25 protein-coding genes are annotated in these 21,029 nt (G+C 59.6%); 13 read left to right on the top strand and 12 right to left on the bottom strand.

All coding sequences use genetic code 11. The annotated features are described in order from the left end of the window. Positions 1-49: 49 nt before the first annotated feature. Positions 50-1,777 carry a gamma-glutamyltransferase gene (ggt, locus tag E3W21_RS26925; RefSeq protein ID WP_134422598.1) on the bottom strand — a complete coding sequence of 576 codons (1,728 nt, stop codon included), beginning with the start codon at positions 1,775-1,777 and terminating at the stop codon, positions 50-52. Between the two features lie 150 nt (positions 1,778-1,927). Here ggt and E3W21_RS26930 point away from each other — a divergent pair, with 150 nt between their 5' ends. Continuing rightward, entirely contained in the window at positions 1,928-2,443 is a 516-nt protein-coding gene (locus E3W21_RS26930; protein WP_134422600.1) for a methylated-DNA--[protein]-cysteine S-methyltransferase, read from the top strand. A gap of 13 nt (positions 2,444-2,456) precedes the next feature. On the opposite strand, the gene E3W21_RS26935 is transcribed toward E3W21_RS26930, so the two are convergent. The 4 genes from E3W21_RS26935 to E3W21_RS26950 form a co-directional block, all read right to left on the bottom strand. Next, positions 2,457-3,275 (bottom strand): helix-turn-helix transcriptional regulator, encoded by an 819-nt coding sequence (locus tag E3W21_RS26935; RefSeq protein ID WP_134422710.1) that lies wholly within the window; start codon positions 3,273-3,275, stop codon positions 2,457-2,459. A 5-nt stretch (positions 3,276-3,280) separates the two neighbouring features. Further along, complete coding sequence (locus tag E3W21_RS26940; protein WP_129436882.1) at positions 3,281-3,820, bottom strand: YbhB/YbcL family Raf kinase inhibitor-like protein; 540 nt, start codon at positions 3,818-3,820, stop codon at positions 3,281-3,283. 124 nt (positions 3,821-3,944) lie between these two features. Then, positions 3,945-4,538, bottom strand: coding sequence for an NUDIX domain-containing protein (locus E3W21_RS26945; protein WP_134422602.1), 594 nt, complete (start codon positions 4,536-4,538; stop codon positions 3,945-3,947). Positions 4,539-4,599: 61 nt separating this feature from the next. Beyond that, complete coding sequence (locus tag E3W21_RS26950; RefSeq protein ID WP_134422604.1) at positions 4,600-5,037, bottom strand: hemerythrin domain-containing protein; 438 nt, start codon at positions 5,035-5,037, stop codon at positions 4,600-4,602. A gap of 153 nt (positions 5,038-5,190) precedes the next feature. Here E3W21_RS26950 and E3W21_RS26955 point away from each other — a divergent pair, with 153 nt between their 5' ends. Beyond that, positions 5,191-5,619 carry a GNAT family N-acetyltransferase gene (locus tag E3W21_RS26955; RefSeq protein ID WP_134422606.1) on the top strand — a complete coding sequence of 143 codons (429 nt, stop codon included), beginning with the start codon at positions 5,191-5,193 and terminating at the stop codon, positions 5,617-5,619. 102 nt (positions 5,620-5,721) lie between these two features. Here E3W21_RS26955 and E3W21_RS26960 read toward each other — a convergent pair whose 3' ends face one another. Beyond that, entirely contained in the window at positions 5,722-6,072 is a 351-nt protein-coding gene (locus E3W21_RS26960; RefSeq protein ID WP_134422608.1) for a hypothetical protein, read from the bottom strand. A gap of 161 nt (positions 6,073-6,233) precedes the next feature. Between E3W21_RS26960 and E3W21_RS26970 the strand changes: the two genes are divergently transcribed. The 9 genes from E3W21_RS26970 (at position 6,234) to E3W21_RS27010 (ending at position 11,272) form a co-directional block, all read left to right on the top strand. Next, positions 6,234-6,482: a hypothetical protein gene (locus tag E3W21_RS26970; RefSeq protein WP_008154823.1), complete on the top strand. Its 249-nt coding sequence runs from the start codon at positions 6,234-6,236 to the stop codon at positions 6,480-6,482. Positions 6,483-6,502: 20 nt separating this feature from the next. Beyond that, complete coding sequence (locus tag E3W21_RS26975) at positions 6,503-6,832, top strand: DUF6388 family protein (RefSeq protein WP_134422612.1); 330 nt, start codon at positions 6,503-6,505, stop codon at positions 6,830-6,832. Positions 6,833-6,867: 35 nt separating this feature from the next. Next, positions 6,868-7,572 (top strand): YoaK family protein, encoded by a 705-nt coding sequence (locus E3W21_RS26980; RefSeq protein ID WP_134422614.1) that lies wholly within the window; start codon positions 6,868-6,870, stop codon positions 7,570-7,572. A 228-nt stretch (positions 7,573-7,800) separates the two neighbouring features. Next, on the top strand, positions 7,801-8,193 hold the full coding sequence (gene tusD / locus E3W21_RS26985) for a sulfurtransferase complex subunit TusD (protein ID WP_129436890.1): 393 nt from the start codon (positions 7,801-7,803) through the stop codon (positions 8,191-8,193). A gap of 1 nt (position 8,194) precedes the next feature. Then, entirely contained in the window at positions 8,195-8,557 is a 363-nt protein-coding gene (gene tusC, locus E3W21_RS26990; RefSeq protein ID WP_134422616.1) for a sulfurtransferase complex subunit TusC, read from the top strand. Next, entirely contained in the window at positions 8,557-8,850 is a 294-nt protein-coding gene (gene tusB, locus E3W21_RS26995; protein ID WP_056743895.1) for a sulfurtransferase complex subunit TusB, read from the top strand. Before tusC ends, tusB begins: the two co-directional genes overlap by 1 nt. Continuing rightward, positions 8,847-9,182, top strand: coding sequence for a TusE/DsrC/DsvC family sulfur relay protein (locus tag E3W21_RS27000; RefSeq protein ID WP_134422618.1), 336 nt, complete (start codon positions 8,847-8,849; stop codon positions 9,180-9,182). The genes tusB and E3W21_RS27000 overlap by 4 nt, the downstream gene beginning before the upstream one ends. After that, positions 9,179-10,180 (top strand): glycosyl transferase family protein, encoded by a 1,002-nt coding sequence (locus E3W21_RS27005; protein ID WP_134422620.1) that lies wholly within the window; start codon positions 9,179-9,181, stop codon positions 10,178-10,180. The genes E3W21_RS27000 and E3W21_RS27005 overlap by 4 nt, the downstream gene beginning before the upstream one ends. Before the next feature lie 90 nt (positions 10,181-10,270). After that, complete coding sequence (locus E3W21_RS27010; RefSeq protein ID WP_134422622.1) at positions 10,271-11,272, top strand: glutathione S-transferase family protein; 1,002 nt, start codon at positions 10,271-10,273, stop codon at positions 11,270-11,272. A 100-nt stretch (positions 11,273-11,372) separates the two neighbouring features. Here the strand turns inward: E3W21_RS27010 and cysG are convergent, their stop codons facing one another. The 6 genes from cysG to E3W21_RS27045 form a co-directional block, all read right to left on the bottom strand. Then, entirely contained in the window at positions 11,373-12,767 is a 1,395-nt protein-coding gene (gene cysG, locus E3W21_RS27015) for a siroheme synthase CysG (protein ID WP_134422624.1), read from the bottom strand. Further along, entirely contained in the window at positions 12,768-14,048 is a 1,281-nt protein-coding gene (gene serS, locus E3W21_RS27020) for a serine--tRNA ligase (RefSeq protein ID WP_129436896.1), read from the bottom strand. A gap of 15 nt (positions 14,049-14,063) precedes the next feature. Next, entirely contained in the window at positions 14,064-14,438 is a 375-nt protein-coding gene (gene crcB, locus E3W21_RS27025) for a fluoride efflux transporter CrcB (protein ID WP_008154847.1), read from the bottom strand. Then, entirely contained in the window at positions 14,438-15,760 is a 1,323-nt protein-coding gene (locus tag E3W21_RS27030; protein WP_134422626.1) for a replication-associated recombination protein A, read from the bottom strand. The genes crcB and E3W21_RS27030 overlap by 1 nt, the downstream gene beginning before the upstream one ends. Before the next feature lie 171 nt (positions 15,761-15,931). After that, positions 15,932-16,555, bottom strand: coding sequence for an outer membrane lipoprotein chaperone LolA (gene lolA / locus E3W21_RS27040; RefSeq protein WP_134422628.1), 624 nt, complete (start codon positions 16,553-16,555; stop codon positions 15,932-15,934). Between the two features lie 65 nt (positions 16,556-16,620). Then, positions 16,621-19,023, bottom strand: a complete 2,403-nt coding sequence (locus E3W21_RS27045) for a DNA translocase FtsK (RefSeq protein ID WP_134422630.1) — start codon at positions 19,021-19,023, stop codon at positions 16,621-16,623. 295 nt (positions 19,024-19,318) lie between these two features. On the opposite strand from E3W21_RS27045, the gene trxB reads away from it, so the two are divergent. After that, positions 19,319-20,278: a thioredoxin-disulfide reductase gene (gene trxB / locus E3W21_RS27050; protein ID WP_129436900.1), complete on the top strand. Its 960-nt coding sequence runs from the start codon at positions 19,319-19,321 to the stop codon at positions 20,276-20,278. A gap of 64 nt (positions 20,279-20,342) precedes the next feature. Then, complete coding sequence (aat, locus tag E3W21_RS27055; RefSeq protein WP_056743911.1) at positions 20,343-21,023, top strand: leucyl/phenylalanyl-tRNA--protein transferase; 681 nt, start codon at positions 20,343-20,345, stop codon at positions 21,021-21,023. Positions 21,024-21,029: the final 6 nt, after the last annotated feature.

Consider the following 21,029-nt stretch of genomic DNA (forward strand, 5'->3'; position numbering starts at 1 on the left):
TACGGGATCGGGGGCCACCCTCAAGGATCGGGATGGCCTCAGATCTGCCTCAATAACCGAGCGACAACCCGGTATTACGACGTGGATCGTTCGCCCCATAGAAGCGGTTCTTGCCCACTGGTTTGCCTTCCAGAGAAGGCGCGCCAACCAGTATCGCCGCCACATGATTGGCGTCCTGCGGCCCGGCAAACTTGTGCCCCCAACTTTCGAGCATCTTCACCGTATCGGGACTGGTAGTGAAGGTCTCAAGGTTGGTCTCTTCCGGCAACCACTGCTGGTGGAAACGCGGTGCATCGACCGCTTCCTGGATGTTCATGCCGTAGTCGATCACGTTGAGCATGGTCAGCAAGGTCGCGGTGATGATGCGGCTGCCACCGGGGGTGCCGACCACCATCACCACTTTACCGTCCTTGGTGACGATGGTCGGGCTCATGGACGACAGCGGTGCCTTGCCGGGCGCGATGGCGTTGGCCTCCCCTTGCACCAGGCCGTACATGTTTGGCACGCCGATTTTCGAGGTGAAATCGTCCATTTCGTCGTTGAGGATGACCCCGGTTTTGCTGGCCATGACGCCGGCGCCGAACCAGTCGTTCAAGGTGTAGGTCACCGAAACCGCGTTGCCCCATTTATCGACGATGGAGTAATGGGTGGTGTTGCTGCCTTCATGGGGCGCTACGCCGGGTTTGAGCTCGCGGGACACACCGGCCTTTTGCGGATCGATGGCGGTGCGGATTTTGGTGGCGTAATTTTTATCCAGCAGATGGTCGATTGGGTTCTTCACGAAATCCGGGTCGCCCAGGTAGCTGTTGCGATCCACATAAGCGTGGCGCATCGCTTCGATCTGGTAGTGCATGCCCTGGGCCGAGTGGTAACCCAAGTCTTTCATCGGGTAGCCGTCGAGGATGTTCATGATCTCGCAAATCACCACACCGCCAGAGCTTGGCGGTGGCGCTGAAACCACGTGATAGCCGCGGTAATCGCATTCGATCGGGGCCAGTTCGCGGGTCTTGTATTTGTCGAGGTCGGCCTGGGTGATGATGCCTTTGTTGGCCTGGCTGGCGGTGACGATGGCATCGGCCACCCAGCCTTTATAGAAGCCGTCGGCGCCCTTCTCGGAGATTTCCTGCAGGGTCTTGCCGAGGTCTTTTTGCACCAGTTTCTGACCGACTTGCATCGGCTCGCCGTTGCTCAGGAATATCGAGCCGGAATCCTTGATGTCCTTCTTGAACACGTCGGTGGCATATTCCAGCAACTCGACATCGCCCTGCTCCAGCACAAAACCGTCTTCGGCGAGCTTGATAGCCGGGGCGATCACTTCCTTGCGCGGTTTGGTGCCGTATTTCTTCAGCGCCAGTTCCATGCCCGACACGGTACCCGGCACGCCAACGGCCAGATGGCCACGGGTGCTCAGGTCAGGGACGACGTTGCCCTCCTTATCGAGGTACATGTCGGCGGTGGCGGCCAGCGGTGCTTTTTCACGGAAGTCGAGGAAGGTCTTGCGCCCGTCCGCCAACTGAATGGTCATGAAACCGCCGCCGCCCAGATTACCCGCCGCGGGATAAACCACCGCCAGCGCATAACCGACCGCTACCGCGGCATCGACGGCGTTGCCGCCGTTCTTGAGCACATCGACGCCCACGTGACTGGCCAGATGCTGGGCGGTGACGACCATGCCGTTTTCGGCCGCAACCGGCGCCACGGAGGCCGCGTAAGCACTGAGGCAGCTGAGCGCCAATGAGGTCGCAATCAGCGATTTGGCAAAAGGTTCGAACTTCATGAGTCGGTCTCTTTTTGTTTTTAGGTTCTGTAAAAAAACAGAGGGAAGGCTTCAAGAGCAGAAGCAAGTATGGCTGGGATTGCGTATTGCGCCTCCCCGTCGAGGCAGTATGCTTGGCCTCTGCTCAGCACTTTTACGGAGTCCACCGGCATGAGTTACACCTTCATCACCCTCGCATCCCCGGTGGGCGAGTTGAAGCTGGTCGCGAACGGCTCACGACTGGCAGCTATCCTCTGGGAAAACGACAAACCCGAGCGGGTGCCGCTTGGGCCGATGCGCGAGGCGCCGGATCATCCGATCCTGATGCGCACCGCTCAGCAGTTGCGGGAATACTTTGCGGGCACGCGCAATCGTTTCGACCTGGAACTGGATTTTGCCGGGACGGAATTTCAGAAGAAGGTCTGGACGGCGTTGCTGACCATTCCGTTTGGCGAGACTCGCAGCTATAGCGAGATTGCCCAACAGATCGGCAATCCCAGTGCAGTGAGGGCGGTGGGTGCGGCGAATGGCAAGAACCCGATTTCGATTGTTGCGCCGTGTCATCGGGTGATTAGCGCTTCGGGGAAACTCACCGGGTTTGCCGGTGGACTTGAGGCGAAGGAGCGGCTGCTGACACTTGAGGGCTGCGAGTGGTCAGGGGCCAGCAGGATGGATGATTCATTTTGATGTAACGGAACGCCTATATCGTCGCCCGCAATTCCCGTGGCGACAGGCCATAGTGTGAGCGAAAGCGCACGGCAAAACGTGAGGCCGAGGCGTAACCGCTGGCACCGGCAATTTCACCGATGGGGCGAGACGTGGTTTGCAACCATTGCAGCGCCGTTGCCAGCCGAACGCTTTCCAGAATATTCCTGAAACTGTCCCCCTCATTGGCCAGTTGGCGACGCAACGTCGATTCCCCCAGGTTCAGGTGTTGTGCGACGTCCGCAACCGTCCAGTCTCTCTGCGGGCTGCCCATGACCAGCTGCTGCACACGTTCGCACAGTGGATCGTTGCGATCCATCAGCAGAGGTCCGGCCTGGCCGCCAAGGCACAGGCTCAGAAGAACCGCTTCCCCGTAATGTATGCGTAATGCCTGCGGAGCGTCCCCATTGATGGAGGCCAACAATTGATCCCATGCCTGGGTTGTGTGCCTGTCCAGAGGGACGCATAGATCGGTCTTCAGTGCACCGCGACGACTCATGATCTGCTGGCTATATCGGGTGCTGAAGTGACGCAATGTCGAAACGGGAAAGGTCACCGCATCGGCGATGTAGTGACCGTGAAGGCCGGGGAAGTTTGAAATGCCAAGCTCGCGCCCGGCCGGCATCAGAATCAGGTGTTGCGGCCCTGCACGCATCTCCCGGTCATCCCATTGCAGCAGTTTTTCCCCCTGCCTGACTCGACACAAGGTGGTCACGAATACCGGCACCCGTTGCAATGTATGGGGCTGTCGCGCCCGTATGACACACGCATCGATAATGTTTTCCCGGTGCTGTATGCCGTCACAAGGGCGCATCATTCTTAACGTCCGTAAGTTGAAGTGATGGTCGCTTTAGCCAAGGCGTTGGCATTGAGCATATAACCCACCAAAGCGCCGCTGGCCTGGTTGTCGAGGGGTAGCTTATCGACTTTCAACGCCCATACGGTGAATTGATAGCGATGGGGCTTATTCCCTACAGGCGGGCAAGCCCCGCCAAATTCCGGCTGGCCATAATCGGTTCGACCTTGTACTGCACCGGCAGGCAAGTTCGAGCCTACCCCTCTTGGCACACTGCGGGTTGAAGCGGGCAAGTTGACCACCGTCCAATGCCACCAGCCGCTGCCGGTCGGCGCATCAGGATCGTAGACCGTGATCGCGTAACTTTTAGTACCCGCCGGAGCGTTGGCCCAGGTCAGTTCGGGAGAAGTATTACCCCCTTCGCAACCGAAACCCTGGAACACCTCGCGACTGGTCAGCGGGCGGTTTTCAGCAATATCCTGGCTCGTCAGCGAGAAGTCGGCAGCGTGTCCCGTGAGGACGCCTCCCATGGACAATGCGGATAGGATTGTTCTGATGTTCATCGTGACCTCATCTGAATCTTGGCGTGAAGCACGAGTCTAGAGAGCGCACAGGTTGATTACTGTGCCGAAATGCTCGACCAGTGTGCCGAAACGCTCTCTCGATTCAGATGCCCATTCAGCCTGCTCAAACCGATCCGAAGATGCCCTTCATCGCCGCATACTGCAGCAACATGATGGTCTTCGCATCGCAGATCTCCCCGCGATAAAACGCCTCGAGCGCGTCATCGAACTTCCACTCCAGCACTTCCAGCTCCTCGGTCTCCTCCTCCAGTCCGCCGCCATCACTGACCTTGGAAGCGGCATCGTATTCGGCGATGAAGAAATGCAGTTTTTCAGTCACCGAACCGGGGCTCATGTAGGCCTCGAACACCTTATACACGTGGTGCACGCGATAACCGGTTTCTTCCTCGGCTTCTTCGCGGATGCGCTCTTCAGGCGCCGCACCTTCGAGCAGCCCCGCCGCCACTTCGATCAGCAGACCATCGTGGCCATTGACGAACACCGGCAACCTGAATTGCCGGGTCAACACCACGGTTTTCTTTTCGCGGTTGAACAGCAGAATCGCCGCGCCGTTGCCACGGTCATAGACCTCGCGGATCTGGCGTTGCCATTCGCCGTTGTTGCGCAGGTAATCGAAGGTGATTTTCTTGAGCATGTACCAGTCGTGGGACAACACCTGAGACTCGATGAGGTTGACCCGCTCGGCTGTGTTCGACATGACAATGCATCCCTTTTTTCGTCAGAAGGCGCACATCTTAGGCGAAAACGAAAGCCTGGCGCTAAGACAGTTGAGCCTTGTATTCCTTCTCATACTGACCCGCCAGCGTCTCTTTCTGTTTGTCGTCGAGTAGCTTGCCGGCCATCTGGAAGAACTTCTGCTCTTCCTCTTCCAGGTGGTGATTGACCTTCTCGGCGAGCTTCTTCGCGACCGCCAGCCAGGCCGGGCTGGACATCTCGGTCTCGTCCAGTTCCTCCATCATTTCGTCCATCTCGTGATGTTCCGAAATGGCATGACGGCTGAGGTCGACGCCGTTATCGAACTCCATTAGCGGGATGTAGAAATGCCGCTCTTCAGCGGTTTCGTGGGCCTGAAGTTCGGACTTGAGCTGCTTGTAAGCCTCGACCCGCTCGGGGGTGTCACCGCTGGTCTGGATCAGCGCATCGGCGTACGTGCGTTGGCGGTCGTGGCTTTCGCGTAAGGCTTCGAAAATATTCACGGAATTGTCCTCATAGGCCGCGTTCAGGAATGACGCTGTTTAGGCTAGACATCCGGGCGCGAGCAAGGGTTCCACTCAAGGGGCTGGAACAACCGCCAGCGCACACGTTAGGCTTACGGGTGTTGTCCCCTCATAGCCATAAGGATTTAGCTGATGGAACTGCGAATCGAACAGTCGCAAAACCCCACCGAAGACGAGGAGCAGGCGATCGTCCTGCCGTTGCGTGCCTATAACGCCTCAAAGGCCGGTGTCTCGACGCAGGAGCCCATTGCCTTGCTGATCCGCGACGAACAGGACGATATTCTCGGCGGCCTGTATGGTCGGTTTTTTTATCAATGGTTGTACATCGAGTTGCTGTCGGTGCCAGAACAGGCCCGGGGACAGGGCATGGGCTCGAAATTGATGCAGATGGCCGAAGAGCTGGCGCGGGAGAAGGAATGCATCGGAATCTGGCTCGACACCTTCGACTTCCAGGCGCCAGAGTTCTACAAGAAGCTCGGCTACAGCGAGTTAGGCCAGATCGCTGACTACCCGCCAGGCCACAAGCGCTTCTTTTTTCAGAAGCGCCTGACAAACGTTTGATCGCTGGTACCGCCAAAAGATCGCAGCCTGCGGCAGCTCCTACAATGGGCCGGCGTACACACCCTGTAGGAGCTGCCGCAGGCTGCGATCTTTTGATCTTGCTTACAGGCAGGTCGCCAACGCCGCCAGTCGGCGCTTGGCGACAAAGTCGTCATGCTGCGCGTAATAATTCAGCACGGTGGCGGATGCGTCAGTCTTCACGTCCACAAAGGATTCCGCCGAGCGCGTGTAAACGGTAGTGCCGCCCTTCTCGCCAGGCTGCAAATACGCGCCCGCATCGACACCGAACACCGCCTCGTCCTGCCAGGAAAACTGCACACACTGGGCGACGACTTTTTCCGGTTTGTCCGACGTCAGGGTTTTGTACGGGGTTCCAGTGCGGGCGTCGTTCATCACCGAACCCGCGCAACCGGCCAGCAACGTCACGGCCAGCGCCACCATCAGAATTCGCATTGCGTTCGCTCATCAAGAAAAATCGGACTGTATCACCGCGGCACGGCGTATCGTTCTGCTTTACTTCATTTATACCGCGACACCGAGTGACGATTCGCGCACCCTGTCGCGCCATTAACACCGCATCGCCCGTTTTTCCGGGCTTATTTTCTGGAAAGGTCATGACACCCAACGCCGAATATTACAAACCGACCGCTGAATATGCCGACAAGCTGATCAGCCAGATCGGTCAGACGCCGTCCTGGATTGCCAAGCGAATTGGCGTCACCGACAAGCGGATTCGTTACATCCTCGACGGCGAAAGAACCGTCAAAGGTGAAACCACACCGATTCAAATGACCTACCCCGAGCAGTTTGCCCTCGAGTGCCTGGCAGCAGCGGCCAAGGCCAGCAAGAAGCAGTCTTCGTAGTCCAGCCTCAAGGAGCGACCATGGCGGCAACCGAACAGCAACACGAGCAAGCGCTGAAGAAGTTTCTCGATGAGCGCCCTGAACTGCGCGTCGAACTCGACAACCTCAACCCACTGTTGGCTCAGGCCAAGGGCGAGACCGCAGCGCAGTACCGCGACGAGCGCTTGCATGAAGCCTTCGAGGCCGAGGCCGAGCGCCTGGGATTGTTTGCCTGGGAGCTGACGCTGCAACTGACTGCCGCGACGGCCGAGGACTATCAGGCACAGCGCCTGGAAGTGCACAAGGAAGTGGCCGAGATGGCCGGCATGGACTGGCTGGAGTATTGCGAGTTATATGGATTGAGTAAGTGACCATTTCGGTCGCTGCCTGAGGACGACCTTCGCTGATGTTGCCATCCCTCTCCACTGACCGCGCCAGTCCAGGCCATCTGCATACCCGCAAATGGCGTGGACGCATCGGCATGTCGCTGGTGGCCAGCCTCTCGGTGCTCGCGGGCATGACCGACGCCATCGGCTTCATGGCCAGCGGCGATTTCGTCTCGTTCATGAGCGGCAACACCACCCGCCTCGCCGTCGCCATCAGCGACGGCGACCTGGGCCTGACCTTGCGCCTGGTGATCCTCGTCGGCACCTTCATCGTCGGCAACGCCTTGGGGATTGTCGTCAGCCGCCTCGGCGGTCGCCGCGCGCTGCCCTTGCTGCTGTGCATCGCCACGCTGCTCTGCGGCGCCGCTGCCTGGCCCTACGACGAACAATTGCCAGCACTACTGGCGGCGATCATCGCCATGGGCATGCTCAATGCCGCCGTGGAAGAAGTGAACGGGCTGCCGGTCGGCCTGACCTACGTCACCGGCGCCCTGTCGCGCTTCGGCCGTGGGCTGGGACGCTGGATGCTCGGCGAACGGCGCAACGGTTGGCGCGTGCAACTGATCCCCTGGACGGGAATGTTTGCCGGCGCGGTACTCGGCGCCGTGCTGGAACATCATCTGGGGCTCAAGGCGTTGTTTGTCAGCGGTCTGCTGGCCGGCGCGGTCGCGCTGCTGTCGCTGAAAATTCCGCGGCGCTGGCAGTTGGGTTATATGCCACGTTAGATCCAACATTTACGTTGCCCGGTAGTCCGCTTTCGCGAGCAAGCCCGCTCCCACAGGGAAGCTGCGGCGGATCGCAATTTTATGATCGACACAAATCTAGTGTGGGAGCGGCGGTGCGACGATTCGACTTGCTCGCGAAGGGGGCGACTCGGTCCCAAGGGAAAACCCATTTAGCCGCCCCGGCGATAAAGCTTTATCATGGCCGCAGTTTTACTCATCGAGTCCGTCATGAAGTTCGCCATCGCGCTGTTTTCCGCCGCCCATGCGCCCTCCTCGCGCCGCGCCTTATTGTTTGCTCAGGCTGCGCTGGCCGGCGGGCATGAGATTGTCCGGCTGTTTTTCTATCAGGACGGCGTCTACAACGCCTCCGCAAGCGTGGTCACGCCGCAGGATGAGCAGGACTTGCCCAAGCAATGGCGCAATTTCGTCACCGAGCATCAACTGGACGGCGTCGTGTGTATCGCGGCCGCCCTGCGTCGTGGCGTGCTGAATGAAGAAGAAGCCGGGCGCTATCAGCGTGAAGCCGTGGCGGTGGGTTCGCCGTGGGAATTATCTGGTCTGGGCCAGTTGCATGACGCGGTGCAGGATGCTGACCGCCTGATCTGTTTCGGAGGCGCGTGAGATGCCTAAATCCTTGCTGATTATCAGCCGTCAGGCGCCCTGGTCCGGGCCGAGCGCGCGGGAAGTGCTGGACATCGTGCTGGCCGGCGGTGCCTTTGATCTGCCGATCGGCCTGCTGTTTCTCGATGACGGGGTGTTCCAGCTCGCCGCGAACCAGGATGCCAAGGCCCTCCAGCAGAAGGACCTGAGCGCCAATCTGCAAGCCTTGCCGATGTTCGGTGTCGAAGACCTGTTCGTCTGTGGCGACAGCGTTGCAGAACGGGGATTGGACCCGGCCGGCTTGTCGCTGGAAGAAGCTCAAGTGCTGGCCGCCCACGAAATCACCGCACTTATTGACCGTTACGACCAAGTGATCACCCTCTGATGTCGACTTTGCATGTGTTGTCTCATTCCCCGTTCGGCGACGATCGCCTGACCAGTTGCCTGCGCTTGATGGGCGCTGACGATGCGCTGCTGCTGACTGGCGACGCGGTTTATGCCTTGCAACCAGGCACCGCGCCGTTCAATGCGCTGAACGCCCGCCATCTGAAACTGTTCGTACTGGCCGAAGACGCCCAGGCTCGCGCGCTGGAGATTCCTGACACGGCCAAGGCCATCGACTACCCGGCCTTCGTCGAGCTGTCGATTCACTACGACAAGGTCAACAGTTGGCTATGAAATCCCTGACGGTCGGCGCCCGCGCCATCGAGTTGGACAAGGACGGTTTCCTGGTCGAACTCAGCGACTGGTCTACCGAAGTAGCCGCCGCCCTGGCTGCCGCCGAAGACATCGAGTTGAGCCCCGAACACTGGGAAATCCTCGATGTGCTGCGCCGTTTCTACGACGAATTCCAGCTATCCCCGGCCACCCGTCCGCTGATCAAATACACCGCGCTGAAGCTGGGCCCGGACAAGGGCAACAGCCTGCACCTGAACCGATTGTTCAAAGGCACCCCTGCCAAACTCGCCGCGAAACTGGCGGGCCTGCCCAAACCGACGAATTGCTTATGACCGACTACCCAGCGCTGACCCTCGAAACACCCGCCGAACACCCGTTCGCCCAGTTCGTGCGCATCCTCGGCAAAGGCAAACGCGGCGCCCGCGACTTGACCCGGGTCGAAGCCCGCGAGGCAATGGGCATGGTGCTCGACCACAAGGTCGAAGACACCCAGCTCGGCGCATTCCTGATGTTGTTGCGGCACAAGGAAGAAAGCGCTGAGGAGATGGCGGGTTTTACCGAAGCTTTGCGCGAACGTCTGAATCCGCCGGCACTGGCCGTCGATCTGGACTGGCCGACGTATGCCGGCAAGAAGCGTCACCTGCCGTGGTATCTGCTGGCGGCCAAGTGCCTGGCGCAGAACGGCGTGCGGATCTTCATGCACGGCGGTGGTGCACACACGTCCGGTCGGCTGTACAGCGAGCAATTGCTGGACGAGTTGAAGATTCCGTTGTGCCGCGACTGGCAGCAGGTCGGCGAGGCGCTCGATAACGGCGGTCTGGCCTTCATGCCGCTGGTGGATTGGGCGCCCCAGCTTCAGCGCATGATCGAGCTGCGCAATACATTGGGCCTGCGTTCGCCAATCCATTCCCTGACGCGGATTCTCAACCCGTTGGGTGCTCGCTGTGGCCTGCAAAGCATTTTCCACCCCGGTTACCAGGCGGTGCATCGCGATGCCAGCGGTTTGCTCGGCGATACCGCGATCGTGGTGAAAGGCGACGGCGGCGAAATCGAGATCAACCCGGATGCCGACAGTCACCTGTATGGCACCACGGGTGGTGAAAGCTGGGACGAGGAATGGCCGCAGCTTTCGGCACAACGCCACGTCAAACCGGCCACCCTCGATCCCGAGCATTTGAAAGCCGTGTGGCGTGGCGACGTAGTCGACAGCTATCCGCAAATGGCACTGATCTCGACCATGGCCCTGGCCTTGCGCGGCCTCGGCCAAACCCGCGAACACGCCTTCGAAACCGCCCAGCAGTATTGGGACGCTCGGGACAAATCGATTTAACCGATCATAAGCGCCCAACCTTTGCGCTTTTTTATCGAACCTATGCGAATAGACTCCTCTCCAACGCTTATTGGCTGAGGAGTCTTGAACATGGGTTTGTTAGTTGAAGGTCGCTGGCATGACCAGTGGTACGTAAGCGGCAAGGACGGCGCGTTCCAGCGTGAACAAGCGCAGCGTCGTAACTGGCTGACCGCCGACGGCGAACCTGGCCCGACAGGTGTCGGTGGCTTTGCGGCCGAGGCCGGTCGCTATCACCTCTACGTGTCTCTCGCCTGTCCATGGGCTCACCGCACGCTGATCCTGCACAAACTCAAAGGCCTCGAAAGCCTCATCGACGTGTCGGTGGTCAGTTGGTTGATGCTGGAAAATGGCTGGACCTTCGACCGGAACCTCGGATCGACCGGGGACAAGCTCGATCATTTCAATTTCATGCACCAGCGCTACACCGCCGATACCGCCGACTACACCGGCCGCGTCACCGTGCCGGTGCTCTGGGACAAACAGCAGAATCGCATCGTCAACAATGAATCGGCGGAGATCATCCGCATGTTCAATGGCGCCTTCGATGATTTGACGGGTAATGACCTGGATTTCTACCCGGCGCCGCTTCGGGGCGAGATCGACGCGCTGAACGAACGGATTTATCCGGCGGTGAACAATGGCGTGTATCGCGCAGGGTTTGCCACGTCGCAGCAGGCGTATGAAGAGGCGTTCGACGGATTGTTCGAGGAGCTTGATCGACTGGAACAGTTGTTGGCCGCCAATCGTTATCTGACCGGTGAGTCCCTGACTGAAGCTGATATTCGGCTGTTCACCACGTTGATTCGCTTTGATGCCGTGTATCACGGGCACTTCAAGTGCAACCTGCGGCGGATCGCCGATTATCCGAACCTGTCGAACTGGCTGCGGGAGATTTATCAGTGGCCGGGGATTGCCGAGACGGTGGATTTTGAGCACATCAAGAATCACTACTATGGCAGCCACAAGACCATCAATCCGACCGGGATCGTGCCTAAAGGGCCGGCGCAGGATTTCACAGCACCGCATGATCGCGAGCGGTTGAGCGGGAAAGGGGTTTGGCAGAAGCATTAAGATCAAAAGATCGCAGCCTTCGGCAGCTCCTACAGGATTACGCGATCCCCTGTAGGAGCTGCCGAAGGCTGCGATCTTTTTCCAACAAGCAACGCAGAACTCAGACCTGCGCCTGAGCCCCTTCAAACCACGCCAGTTTCTCGCGCAATTGCACCACTTCCCCAACGATCACCAGCGTCGGCGCATGCACTTCATGCTCCGCCACCAGACTTGGCAAATCCGCCAACGTGCCGGTAAACACCCGCTGATTAACGGTGGTGCCCTGCTGGATCAACGCCGCTGGCGTATCCGCCGCGCGACCATGCTTGATCAACTGTTCGCAGATGATCGGCAAGCCCACCAACCCCATGTAAAACACCAGGGTTTGCGCCGGCGCGACCAGGTCGGCCCACGGCAAATCGGTGGAACCGTCCTTCAGGTGCCCGGTGACAAAACGCACAGACTGCGCGTAATCACGGTGAGTCAGCGGAATCCCGGCATACGCCGCGCAACCGCTGGCCGCGGTGATACCCGGCACCACCTGGAACGGGATGCCATGGGCCGCCAGCTCTTCGATCTCTTCACCGCCGCGACCGAAGATGAACGGATCACCGCCCTTCAACCGCACAACCCGCTTGCCTTGCTTGGCCAAATCCACCAATTGCTGGTTGATCTGATCCTGCGGCACGGCGTGATCGGCGCGACGCTTGCCGACGTAAATCCGCTCGGCATCGCGACGGCACAAATCCAGAATCGCCGGCGCCACCAAGCGGTCATACAGCACCACATCGGCTTGCTGCATCAGACGCAAGGCACGGAAGGTCAGCAGGTCGGGATCACCCGGGCCGGCGCCCACCAAGTAGACTTCGCCCGTTGCATTCGGTGCTTCACCGGCAATTTTCGCCAGCATCAAGCGCTCGGCTTCGGCGCCCTGCCCGGCCAGTTGCCGGTCGGCAATCGGGCCCTGGAACACGTCTTCCCAAAACGCCCGACGCTGCTGCACATCCGGGAACAGGTGTTTGACCTGGCTGCGAAAACGCGCTGCCAGGCCGGCCAGTTGACCGTAGGTGGAAGGAATCCAGGTTTCCAGTTTGGCGCGGATCAACCGCGCCAGCACCGGCGCATCGCCGCCGCTGGAGACCGCTACGATCAAAGGAGAACGGTCGACGATCGCCGGGAAGATCACGCTGCACAAGGCTGGCGCGTCCACCACGTTGACCGGCACGCAACGCCGATGGGCATCAGCGGAGACTTGCGCGTTCAGCGGTTCGTCGTCGGTGGCGGCGATGATCAGCCCGCAACCGTCCAGGTCCGACTCAACGTAGCCTCGCACCAGACACTCACCACCACTGCCGGCAACCAGTTCGCGCAGTTGCGGTTCGATTTCAGGTGCGACCACCCGCAGCAGCGCACCGGATTCGGCCAGCAGGCGGGATTTGCGCAAGGCAATCTCCCCCCCGCCGACGACCAAGACACGACTGCCGCGAAGGTTATGGAACAGCGGCAGATAGTCCATTTAGCCGATGACCTCAAGGCCACCCATGTACGGTTTCAGCACGTCTGGCACACGGATCGAACCGTCGGCTTGCTGGTAGTTTTCCAGCACCGCCACCAGGGTACGACCGACCGCCAGGCCGGAACCGTTCAAGGTGTGAACCAGTTCAGGCTTGCCGGTTTCCGGGTTGCGGAAACGCGCTTGCATGCGACGGGCCTGGAAGTCGCCGCAGTTGGAGCACGACGAAATCTCGCGGTATTTGTCCTGGCTCGGGATCCACACTTCCAGGTCGTAGGTCTTGACCGCGCTGAAGCCCATGTCGCCAGTGCACAGCGCAATGGTGCGATATGGCAGCTCGAGCAATTGCAGGACTTTTTCAGCATTGGCAGTCAAGCCTTCCAGCGCTTCCATCGAGGTCGACGGCTCAACGATCTGGACCATTTCAACCTTGTCGAACTGGTGCTGACGGATCATGCCGCGTGTATCGCGACCCGAAGCACCAGCCTCACTACGGAAGCAAGGGGTGTGGGCGACGAACTTGATCGGCAGCAGTTTCGAATCGACGATTTCGCCAGCGACGATGTTGGTCAGCGACACTTCAGCGGTCGGAATCAGGTACAGATCGGCTTCGCCTTCGCGAGTGATCTTGAACAGGTCTTCTTCGAACTTCGGCAGCTGACCCGTGCCTTGCAGCGCCGGCGCTTGAACCAGATAAGGCGTGTAGGCCTCTTCGTAGCCGTGTTCGCTGGTGTGCAGGTTGATCATGAACTGCGCCAGGGCGCGGTGCATACGAGCAATCGGACCACGCAACAGAGCGAAACGGGCGCCGGACAGCTTGGCGGCGGTTTCGAAGTCCAGCCAGCCGAATTTCTCGCCCAGGGCGACGTGGTCCTGAATCGGAAAGTCGAACGCGGTCGGGGTGCCCCAGCGGCGCACTTCGACGTTGCCGTCTTCGTCATCACCGATCGGCACGGATTCGTGCGGCAGGTTCGGGATGCCGAGCAGGATCGAATCCAGATCGGTCTGAATCCCGTCCAGCTCGACTTTACCGTCACTCAACTCATTCGCCATGCGCTCGACGTCGGCCATCAGTGGTGCGATGTCTTCGCCGCGCTGCTTGGCCTGGCCGATGGATTTGGAGCGCGCATTACGGTCTGCCTGCAGTGCTTCGGTGCGGGTCTGGACGGTCTTGCGCTGTTCTTCCAGCGCTTCGATGCGCGCAACATCCAGCGTGTAGCCACGGGATGCCAGGCGGTCCGCTACGTCCTGAAGGTTGCTACGTAACAGTTTGGAATCGAGCATGTCGGTCTCTCGTTATCAAAGTTTGGTCAAGGACAGGCCAGCCCAGGTAGCGAGCAGCCCGCCGAATACGCTGATGGCAGCATAGACAAAAGCCAGCGGTATTTGCCCGGTTTCCAGCAGACGCACCGTATCCAGTGAAAAAGATGAAAAAGTCGTCAGCCCCCCGAGGAAGCCGACCATCAACCCGGCGCGCACCTCGATCGGCACCTCCGGGCGTACTAAAAACAGACCGTATAGAACGCCGATCAGCAAACAGCCGACGATATTAACGGCCAGCGTCGCGGTATAGAAGTGCCGCGGCCAATTAGCGTTGATCCAGTTCCCCGTGGCAAAGCGTAAAAGCGTTCCGGCGATACCGCCCACGGAAACGGCAACGATCAAAGGGATCACTATTTTCTCCGCTGCCGAGGGCTGAGACGGTCAAGTTGCGCGAGATGATTGAGCTTCTCGCCGATCTTCAGCTCCAGGCCACGCGGCACCGGCTGATAGAACGGTTGTGGCTCGAGCTCCTCCGGAAAATAGTCTTCGCCAGCGGCGTAAGCGTCCGGCTCATCGTGGGCGTAACGGTATTCGTCGCCATAACCCAGTTGCTTCATCAATTTGGTCGGCGCGTTGCGCAGGTGCAGCGGCACTTCCAGCGAACCGTGTTCGGTGGCGCTGCGCATCGCGGCTTTGAAACCCATGTACACCGCGTTGCTTTTCGGCGCGCAGGCCAGATAGGTAATGGCCTGGGCCACCGCCAATTCGCCTTCCGGGCTGCCGAGGCGCTCCTGCACTTCCCACGCCGCCAGGCACAAGCTCAAAGCGCGGGGATCGGCGTTGCCGATGTCTTCGCTGGCCATGCGCACCACGCGCCGGGCCAGGAACAGCGGATCGCAACCGCCGTCGATCATCCGCGCAAACCAATACAGCGCACCATCGGGGTTGGAGCCGCGCACGGATTTATGCAGCGCAGAGATCTGGTCGTAAAACGCTTCACCGCCCTTGTCGAAACGCCGGCGGGTGTCACCGAGCAGGCTTTGCAGCAGGTCGACGCCGATCTCGCTGTTGTCTTCAGCCAGGTCCGAGGCGTTTTCCAGCAGGTTGAGCAGACGCCGGCCATCGCCATCGGCGGCCGACAGCAGCATCTGGAAACCTTCATCACTGAGGCTCAGTTGCCGCTTGCCCAAGCCACGCTCTTCGGTCAGCGCGCGATGCACCAACTTGCGCAGGGCCGCTTCATCGAGGCTTTTGAGCACGTAGACGCGGGCCCGGGAGAGCAAAGCGTTGTTGAGTTCAAACGAAGGGTTTTCAGTGGTTGCACCGATGAAAATCAGCGTACCGTCTTCGACGTATGGCAGGAACGCATCCTGCTGGGACTTGTTGAAGCGATGCACTTCATCGACGAAGAGGATGGTCCGCTTGCCGTACTGACCGGCCTGCTGCTTGGCGATTTCCACCGCCTGACGGATTTCCTTCACGCCGGCCAGTACCGCCGACACCGTTTCGAAGTGCGCATCCGAGACTTCCGCCAGCAGCCGCGCCAGGGTGGTTTTTCCAACACCCGGCGGGCCCCAGAAAATCATCGAGTGCAGGGCACCCTGCTCCAGGGCTTCGCGCAAAGGCTTGCCGCGAGCGAGCACGTGTTCCTGACCAACGTACTCGTCCAGATTGGCGGCACGCAAACGGGCGGCCAGGGGCTGAGCAATCGGGGCACTGCGAAACAGGTCCATCACTACTTATGAAACCTCACTGGGTCCTGATGCCGGTCATTCAAATTACTAAACACCACATTCCCTGTGGGAGCGGGCTTGCTCGCGAAGAGGCCGTGTCAGTCGACATCATTGTTGTCTGATACTCCGCTTTCGCGAGCAAGCCCGCTCCCACAGGTTTTGTGTCTGCTTTTATTCCTGGATCACATCGGCACCCTTGGGGATGTCGAACTTGAACTTGGACGCCGGAATCGGTTCGTTGGCTTTCACGCCGGTGAACAGGATGTTGGTGCGCTGACCGACGCTGTCGATCATCTGCATGTCATTGACCAGACCGTTACGAAACGACAGACGCAGGCTGTCGAACAGGGTGTCCTTGGTTTTCGGCTTCAAGGTGAAGTCGATCACGCCACCGGCTTCCTTGGCGCTGATGGTGAAGCTCTGGCTGATCTTGGATACGTCACCGGACAGCAGCAATGCCGGAGTCTGGCTCAGACGCAGATCGAGCGTCTTGATGGTGGCCTGTTCCAGGTCCGGGTCCCACAACGTCACCTCCTTGCCGTCGGAGACCACGGTTTGCTCAGCCGGCGCATTGGTGTGCCAGTAAAACAAGCCAGGACGCTGCAAGGACATTTCACCCGCGGTTTCCTGCAACTGGGTGCCGCTGCCGTCGAGGGTCAGCTGAGAGAAATGCGCGGACAGGGTCTGGGATTTTTCCAGCAATTGGGTCAGACGCGCCACGTCCTTGTCATCGGCGTGGGCCGAGAGCGTGGTCAAAGCCAAAACCGGCAGCAACAGCATGCGGATAAGACGCATGGGAGTCCTCATAACATTCGTGGGGGTGCGATGGCGCGTCATTGCGCCATCGCGTTTCAATCAATTCAGTCGCGTACCGGGCCCGGGGCCAGGACCTCACGCGAACCGTTGGTATTCATGGACGTCACGACCCCGGCCATTTCCATGGCTTCGATCATGCGTGCGGCGCGGTTGTAGCCGATTTTCAGCTTGCGCTGAACCGCAGAGATGGACGCACGACGACTTTCCAGTACGAACTGCACCGCTTCGTCGTAGAGCGCATCGGATTCACTGTCTTCATCGCCACCGCTGCCGCCTTCAAAACCGCTACCCGGCTCTTCGACACCGGCGAGAATCTCGTCGTTGTATTCCGGCGCGCCGCGCAGTTTCCAGGCTTCGACCACCCGGTGAACTTCATCATCGGACACAAAGGCGCCGTGGACGCGAATCGGCAGACTGGTGCCCGGCGGCATGTAGAGCATGTCACCGTGGCCCAGCAGTTGTTCGGCGCCGCCCTGATCGATGATGGTCCGGGAGTCGATCTTGCTCGACACCTGGAACGCCATACGCGTCGGAATGTTGGCCTTGATCAGACCGGTGATCACATCAACCGACGGCCGCTGGGTCGCGAGGATCAAGTGGATACCGGCAGCACGCGCCTTCTGGGCGATACGGGCGATCAGTTCTTCAACCTTCTTGCCGACGATCATCATCATGTCGGCGAATTCGTCCACCACCACGACAATCGTCGGCAGCTTGGTCAGCAGCGGCGCTTCGTCGTGAATGCTTTCGCGCTTGTACAACGGATCAGTCAACGGCGTACCGGCGTCCTGGGCTTCCTTGACCTTGGCATTGAAGCCCGACAGGTTACGCACGCCCATTTTCGCCATCAGTTTGTAGCGACGCTCCATCTCCGCCACGCTCCAGCGCAGGGCGTTGGCGGCGTCCTTCATGTCGGTCACGACCGGGCACAACAGGTGCGGAATGCCTTCGTAGATCGACAGCTCAAGCATTTTCGGGTCGATCATGATCAGCTTGGCGTCTTCCGGGCCGGACTTGAACAGGATCGACAGGATCATCGCGTTCACGCCCACCGATTTACCGGAACCGGTCGTACCGGCTACCAGCAAGTGAGGCATTTTCGCCAGGTCGGTGATGACCGGCTTGCCACCAATGTCGTGACCCAGGGCCAATGTAACCGGCGACTTGAAGTTGTCGTACTCGGGGGTCGACAGCACTTCGGAGAAGCGCACGATCTGGCGGTCTTCGTTAGGAATCTCGATACCGACGGTGGTCTTGCCCGGAATCACTTCCACCACACGCACGCTGGTCACGGCCAGGGAACGTGCCAGGTCTTTCGCCAGGTTGGAGATGCGGCTGACCTTGACGCCGGCCGCCGGCTGGATTTCGTAACGGGTAATCACCGGGCCCGGGTGAATCGAATCCACCGAGACTTCGACGCCGAATTCCTTGAGCTTGATCTCCAGCAAGTGGCCAACCGCCGCCAGGGATTCAGGCGAATAATTGAGTTGTTTCTTTTCTGCCGGGTCGAGAATCGAGATCGGCGGCAAGGTGCCTTCGACGGCACTGTCGACGAACAACGTCGCCTGTTTCTCTTTTTCCACGCGCTTGCTGGGCGCCGCTGGCTTGGGCGGCGCTGGGGCAATCACCGGCGGCACCTGCTTCTCGCGGTCCGACATGTGTTTGCTCAGGGCTTGTTCACGCTCGATCAGGCGCTCCTTGACCTTGGCTTGCTCGCGCTTGTCGGTGACGGTCGGCGCGACCACGTCATGCACGCGATCATCGACTTCACGCAACTGCGCAACCAATTGTTTGCGCTCGACTCGGGCGGCCCACCAGCGATTGGCCGCGCCTTGGAACAGTTCGAACAAGTCGAGGGTGATTTTGCCGGTGAGGTCCATCACCTTGAACCACGACAGGTCGGTGAACACCGTCAGGCCAAACAGGAACAACGCGATGAACAACAGCGTACTGCCCTGGATATTCAGGGCGTTCCGGGCCAGATCACCGAGGCTTTCGCCCAAAGCGCCACCAGCGCCGGCCGGCAGACCGGTCGCGGCGTGGAAATGAATATGGGCCAGGGCCGCGCCCGAGAGCACCAGAAATACCAGGCCGATCAGGCGCCAGGAGAACAGCCAGCCGCTCCACTCCCACTGCTCGTGGCGTTGACGGAAGATTTGATATGCCTTGATCGCCAGCAACAGCGGGAAGATGTAGGCGAAGTAACCCAACACCATGAACAGGATATCGGCGCTGTAGGAGCCGACCGGTCCGCCGAAGTTCTGAACATCGTCGATCTTGCTGTTATGGCTCCAGCCCGGATCGTCCTTGCCATAGGTCAACAAGGCCATCATCAGGAACAGGCACAAGCCGCCGATGGCGATCAATGCACCTTCCTTGAGCCGGTAGTGCAATTGCTGGCGCCAGAGCGGAACGACTGTTTTTGGTGCTGCGGTGGATTTCTTCAAAACGCTTCTTTTCCTGCGCCTGTGGCGCGTCCATCTGTTGAATGACTATAAAAAACTGCCCAACCCAGGCAGGTAAAAAAGTTGACAGGCGTAACTGGGACTACTTTTAACACTACGCTCCGGTTTTTATAAACACAGCGCGCCGCGAATATTCTGTAACAAGTAGGCATTGTACGGGTTTGTTCGTCCGATGCCATGCTTGAAACCCAAGGTGTAGCATAGCCAACAGCACATTACGCGCGGTTCAATTTGAGCATGCATTCTCTTTTGTGACAAAGGCTTATGAGGTGTTTTTATGAGCGAAGCGAAGCATTCCCGCCTGATCATTCTGGGCTCCGGCCCCGCCGGTTACAGCGCTGCCGTTTATGCCGCCCGCGCCAACCTCAAACCCGTTGTCATTACCGGAATACAGGCAGGTGGCCAGCTCACCACCACCGTCGAAGTCGACAACTGGCCCGGTGATGTCGAAGGTCTCACCGGACCGGTGCTGATGGAACGCATGCAAAAACACGCCGAGCGCTTTCATACAGAGATCGTCTACGACCACATCCACACCGCCAAGTTGCAACAGCGCCCGTTCGAACTTATCGGCGACGGCGGCACTTACACCTGTGACGCGCTGATTATCGCCACCGGCGCCTCGGCGCAATACCTGGGGCTGCCATCGGAAGAGACATTTGCCGGCAGAGGGGTTTCGGCTTGCGCGACGTGCGACGGTTTCTTCTACCGCAATCAGGTGGTCGCGGTCGTGGGCGGCGGCAATACGGCGGTTGAAGAAGCGCTGTACCTGTCGAACATCGCCAAGGAAGTTCACCTGATTCACCGGCGCGACAAGTTGCGCTCGGAGAAGATTCTTCAGGACAAGCTCTTCGAAAAAGCCGCCAACGGCAATATCCGCCTGCACTGGAACCAGAATCTGGATGAAGTGCTGGGTGATGCCAGCGGCGTGACCGGCGCCCGCCTGCGGGACAGCCATAGCGGCGAAACCAGAGAGTTGCCGCTGGCCGGTGTGTTTATCGCCATCGGCCATAAACCCAACACCGACCTGTTCGAAGGCCAGCTGAAAATGCGTGACGGCTATCTGCTGGTCAAGGGCGGCAGCGAAGGCGATGCTACCAGCACCGATATCCCGGGCGTGTTTGCCGCCGGTGACGTGGCCGATCACGTTTACCGCCAGGCCGTCACATCTGCCGGGGCCGGCTGCATGGCCGCGCTGGACGCCGAGAAGTATCTCGACGACATTCCAGTCGTTTGACGGCACACTTCACGGTGGGCCCACCCGCCCACAACTGCCCTCCCCTTCTGCAAGCCCGGATGCCATGCTGACTTGGTTACAACGCAACACCCTGACCTTCCCGCCCTTGGAAAAAGCCATGCGCGATCCCAACGGGCTGTTGGCCGCGGGCGGGGATCTGTCCGCCGATCGTCTGATTCAGGCCTATCGCCACGGCTGTTTTCCGTGGTTCTCGGAAGGCCAGCCGATTCTCTGGTGGTCGCCGGATCCACGCACCGTACTGTTTCCCGACGAACTGCATGTCTCGCGCAGTCTGAACAAACTGCTGCGCCAACAACGCTATCAAGTGACCTTTGATCAGGATTTTGCCGCGGTCATCCGCGCCTGCGCTGCGCCACGGGATTACGCCGACGGGACCTGGATCACAGAAGCCATGCAAAACGCCTACCTCGAGCTGCACAGGCGTGGCTACGCCCATTCGGTGGAAGTCTGGGACCAGGGCGAACTGGTCGGCGGGCTCTATGGCCTGGCGATGGGTCAGCTGTTTTTCGGCGAATCCATGTTCAGCCGCGCTGACAACGCCTCGAAATATGGCTTTGCCACACTGGTCCGACATCTGAAAGACTCAGGCTTCGTGCTGATCGACTGCCAGATGCCTACCGACCATCTGCACAGCCTCGGCGCCCGAGCGATTCCTCGCAGCGAGTTTGCCGACTACCTTGCGCAGCATCTGGACCAGCCCAGCCGCGCAACTTGGGTTTGCTGAGCGACT

Source organism: Pseudomonas sp. F01002 (genome assembly GCF_004402115.1).
Taxonomy (GTDB): Bacteria; Pseudomonadota; Gammaproteobacteria; order Pseudomonadales; family Pseudomonadaceae; genus Aquipseudomonas; species Aquipseudomonas frigoris.

Bases quoted from the DNA above. Each gene is read 5' to 3' on its own strand.
- E3W21_RS27010 (WP_134422622.1), top strand. From the start codon at position 10,271: ATGGGTTTGTTAGTTGAAGGTCGCTGGCATGACCAGTGGTACGTAAGC.
- ggt (WP_134422598.1), bottom strand. From the start codon at position 1,777: ATGAAGTTCGAACCTTTTGCCAAATCGCTGATTGCGACCTCATTGGCG.
- E3W21_RS26970 (WP_008154823.1), top strand. From the start codon at position 6,234: ATGACACCCAACGCCGAATATTACAAACCGACCGCTGAATATGCCGAC.
- tusC (WP_134422616.1), top strand. From the start codon at position 8,195: ATGCCTAAATCCTTGCTGATTATCAGCCGTCAGGCGCCCTGGTCCGGG.
- E3W21_RS26955 (WP_134422606.1), top strand. From the start codon at position 5,191: ATGGAACTGCGAATCGAACAGTCGCAAAACCCCACCGAAGACGAGGAG.
- tusD (WP_129436890.1), top strand. From the start codon at position 7,801: ATGAAGTTCGCCATCGCGCTGTTTTCCGCCGCCCATGCGCCCTCCTCG.
- E3W21_RS26930 (WP_134422600.1), top strand. From the start codon at position 1,928: ATGAGTTACACCTTCATCACCCTCGCATCCCCGGTGGGCGAGTTGAAG.
- tusB (WP_056743895.1), top strand. From the start codon at position 8,557: ATGTCGACTTTGCATGTGTTGTCTCATTCCCCGTTCGGCGACGATCGC.
- E3W21_RS26980 (WP_134422614.1), top strand. From the start codon at position 6,868: ATGTTGCCATCCCTCTCCACTGACCGCGCCAGTCCAGGCCATCTGCAT.
- E3W21_RS26945 (WP_134422602.1), bottom strand. From the start codon at position 4,538: ATGTCGAACACAGCCGAGCGGGTCAACCTCATCGAGTCTCAGGTGTTG.
- E3W21_RS26960 (WP_134422608.1), bottom strand. From the start codon at position 6,072: ATGCGAATTCTGATGGTGGCGCTGGCCGTGACGTTGCTGGCCGGTTGC.
- cysG (WP_134422624.1), bottom strand. From the start codon at position 12,767: ATGGACTATCTGCCGCTGTTCCATAACCTTCGCGGCAGTCGTGTCTTG.
- E3W21_RS27005 (WP_134422620.1), top strand. From the start codon at position 9,179: ATGACCGACTACCCAGCGCTGACCCTCGAAACACCCGCCGAACACCCG.
- E3W21_RS26935 (WP_134422710.1), bottom strand. From the start codon at position 3,275: ATGCGCCCTTGTGACGGCATACAGCACCGGGAAAACATTATCGATGCG.
- aat (WP_056743911.1), top strand. From the start codon at position 20,343: ATGCTGACTTGGTTACAACGCAACACCCTGACCTTCCCGCCCTTGGAA.
- serS (WP_129436896.1), bottom strand. From the start codon at position 14,048: ATGCTCGATTCCAAACTGTTACGTAGCAACCTTCAGGACGTAGCGGAC.
- lolA (WP_134422628.1), bottom strand. From the start codon at position 16,555: ATGCGTCTTATCCGCATGCTGTTGCTGCCGGTTTTGGCTTTGACCACG.
- E3W21_RS27000 (WP_134422618.1), top strand. From the start codon at position 8,847: ATGAAATCCCTGACGGTCGGCGCCCGCGCCATCGAGTTGGACAAGGAC.
- E3W21_RS27030 (WP_134422626.1), bottom strand. From the start codon at position 15,760: ATGGACCTGTTTCGCAGTGCCCCGATTGCTCAGCCCCTGGCCGCCCGT.
- E3W21_RS26975 (WP_134422612.1), top strand. From the start codon at position 6,503: ATGGCGGCAACCGAACAGCAACACGAGCAAGCGCTGAAGAAGTTTCTC.
- E3W21_RS26940 (WP_129436882.1), bottom strand. From the start codon at position 3,820: ATGAACATCAGAACAATCCTATCCGCATTGTCCATGGGAGGCGTCCTC.
- trxB (WP_129436900.1), top strand. From the start codon at position 19,319: ATGAGCGAAGCGAAGCATTCCCGCCTGATCATTCTGGGCTCCGGCCCC.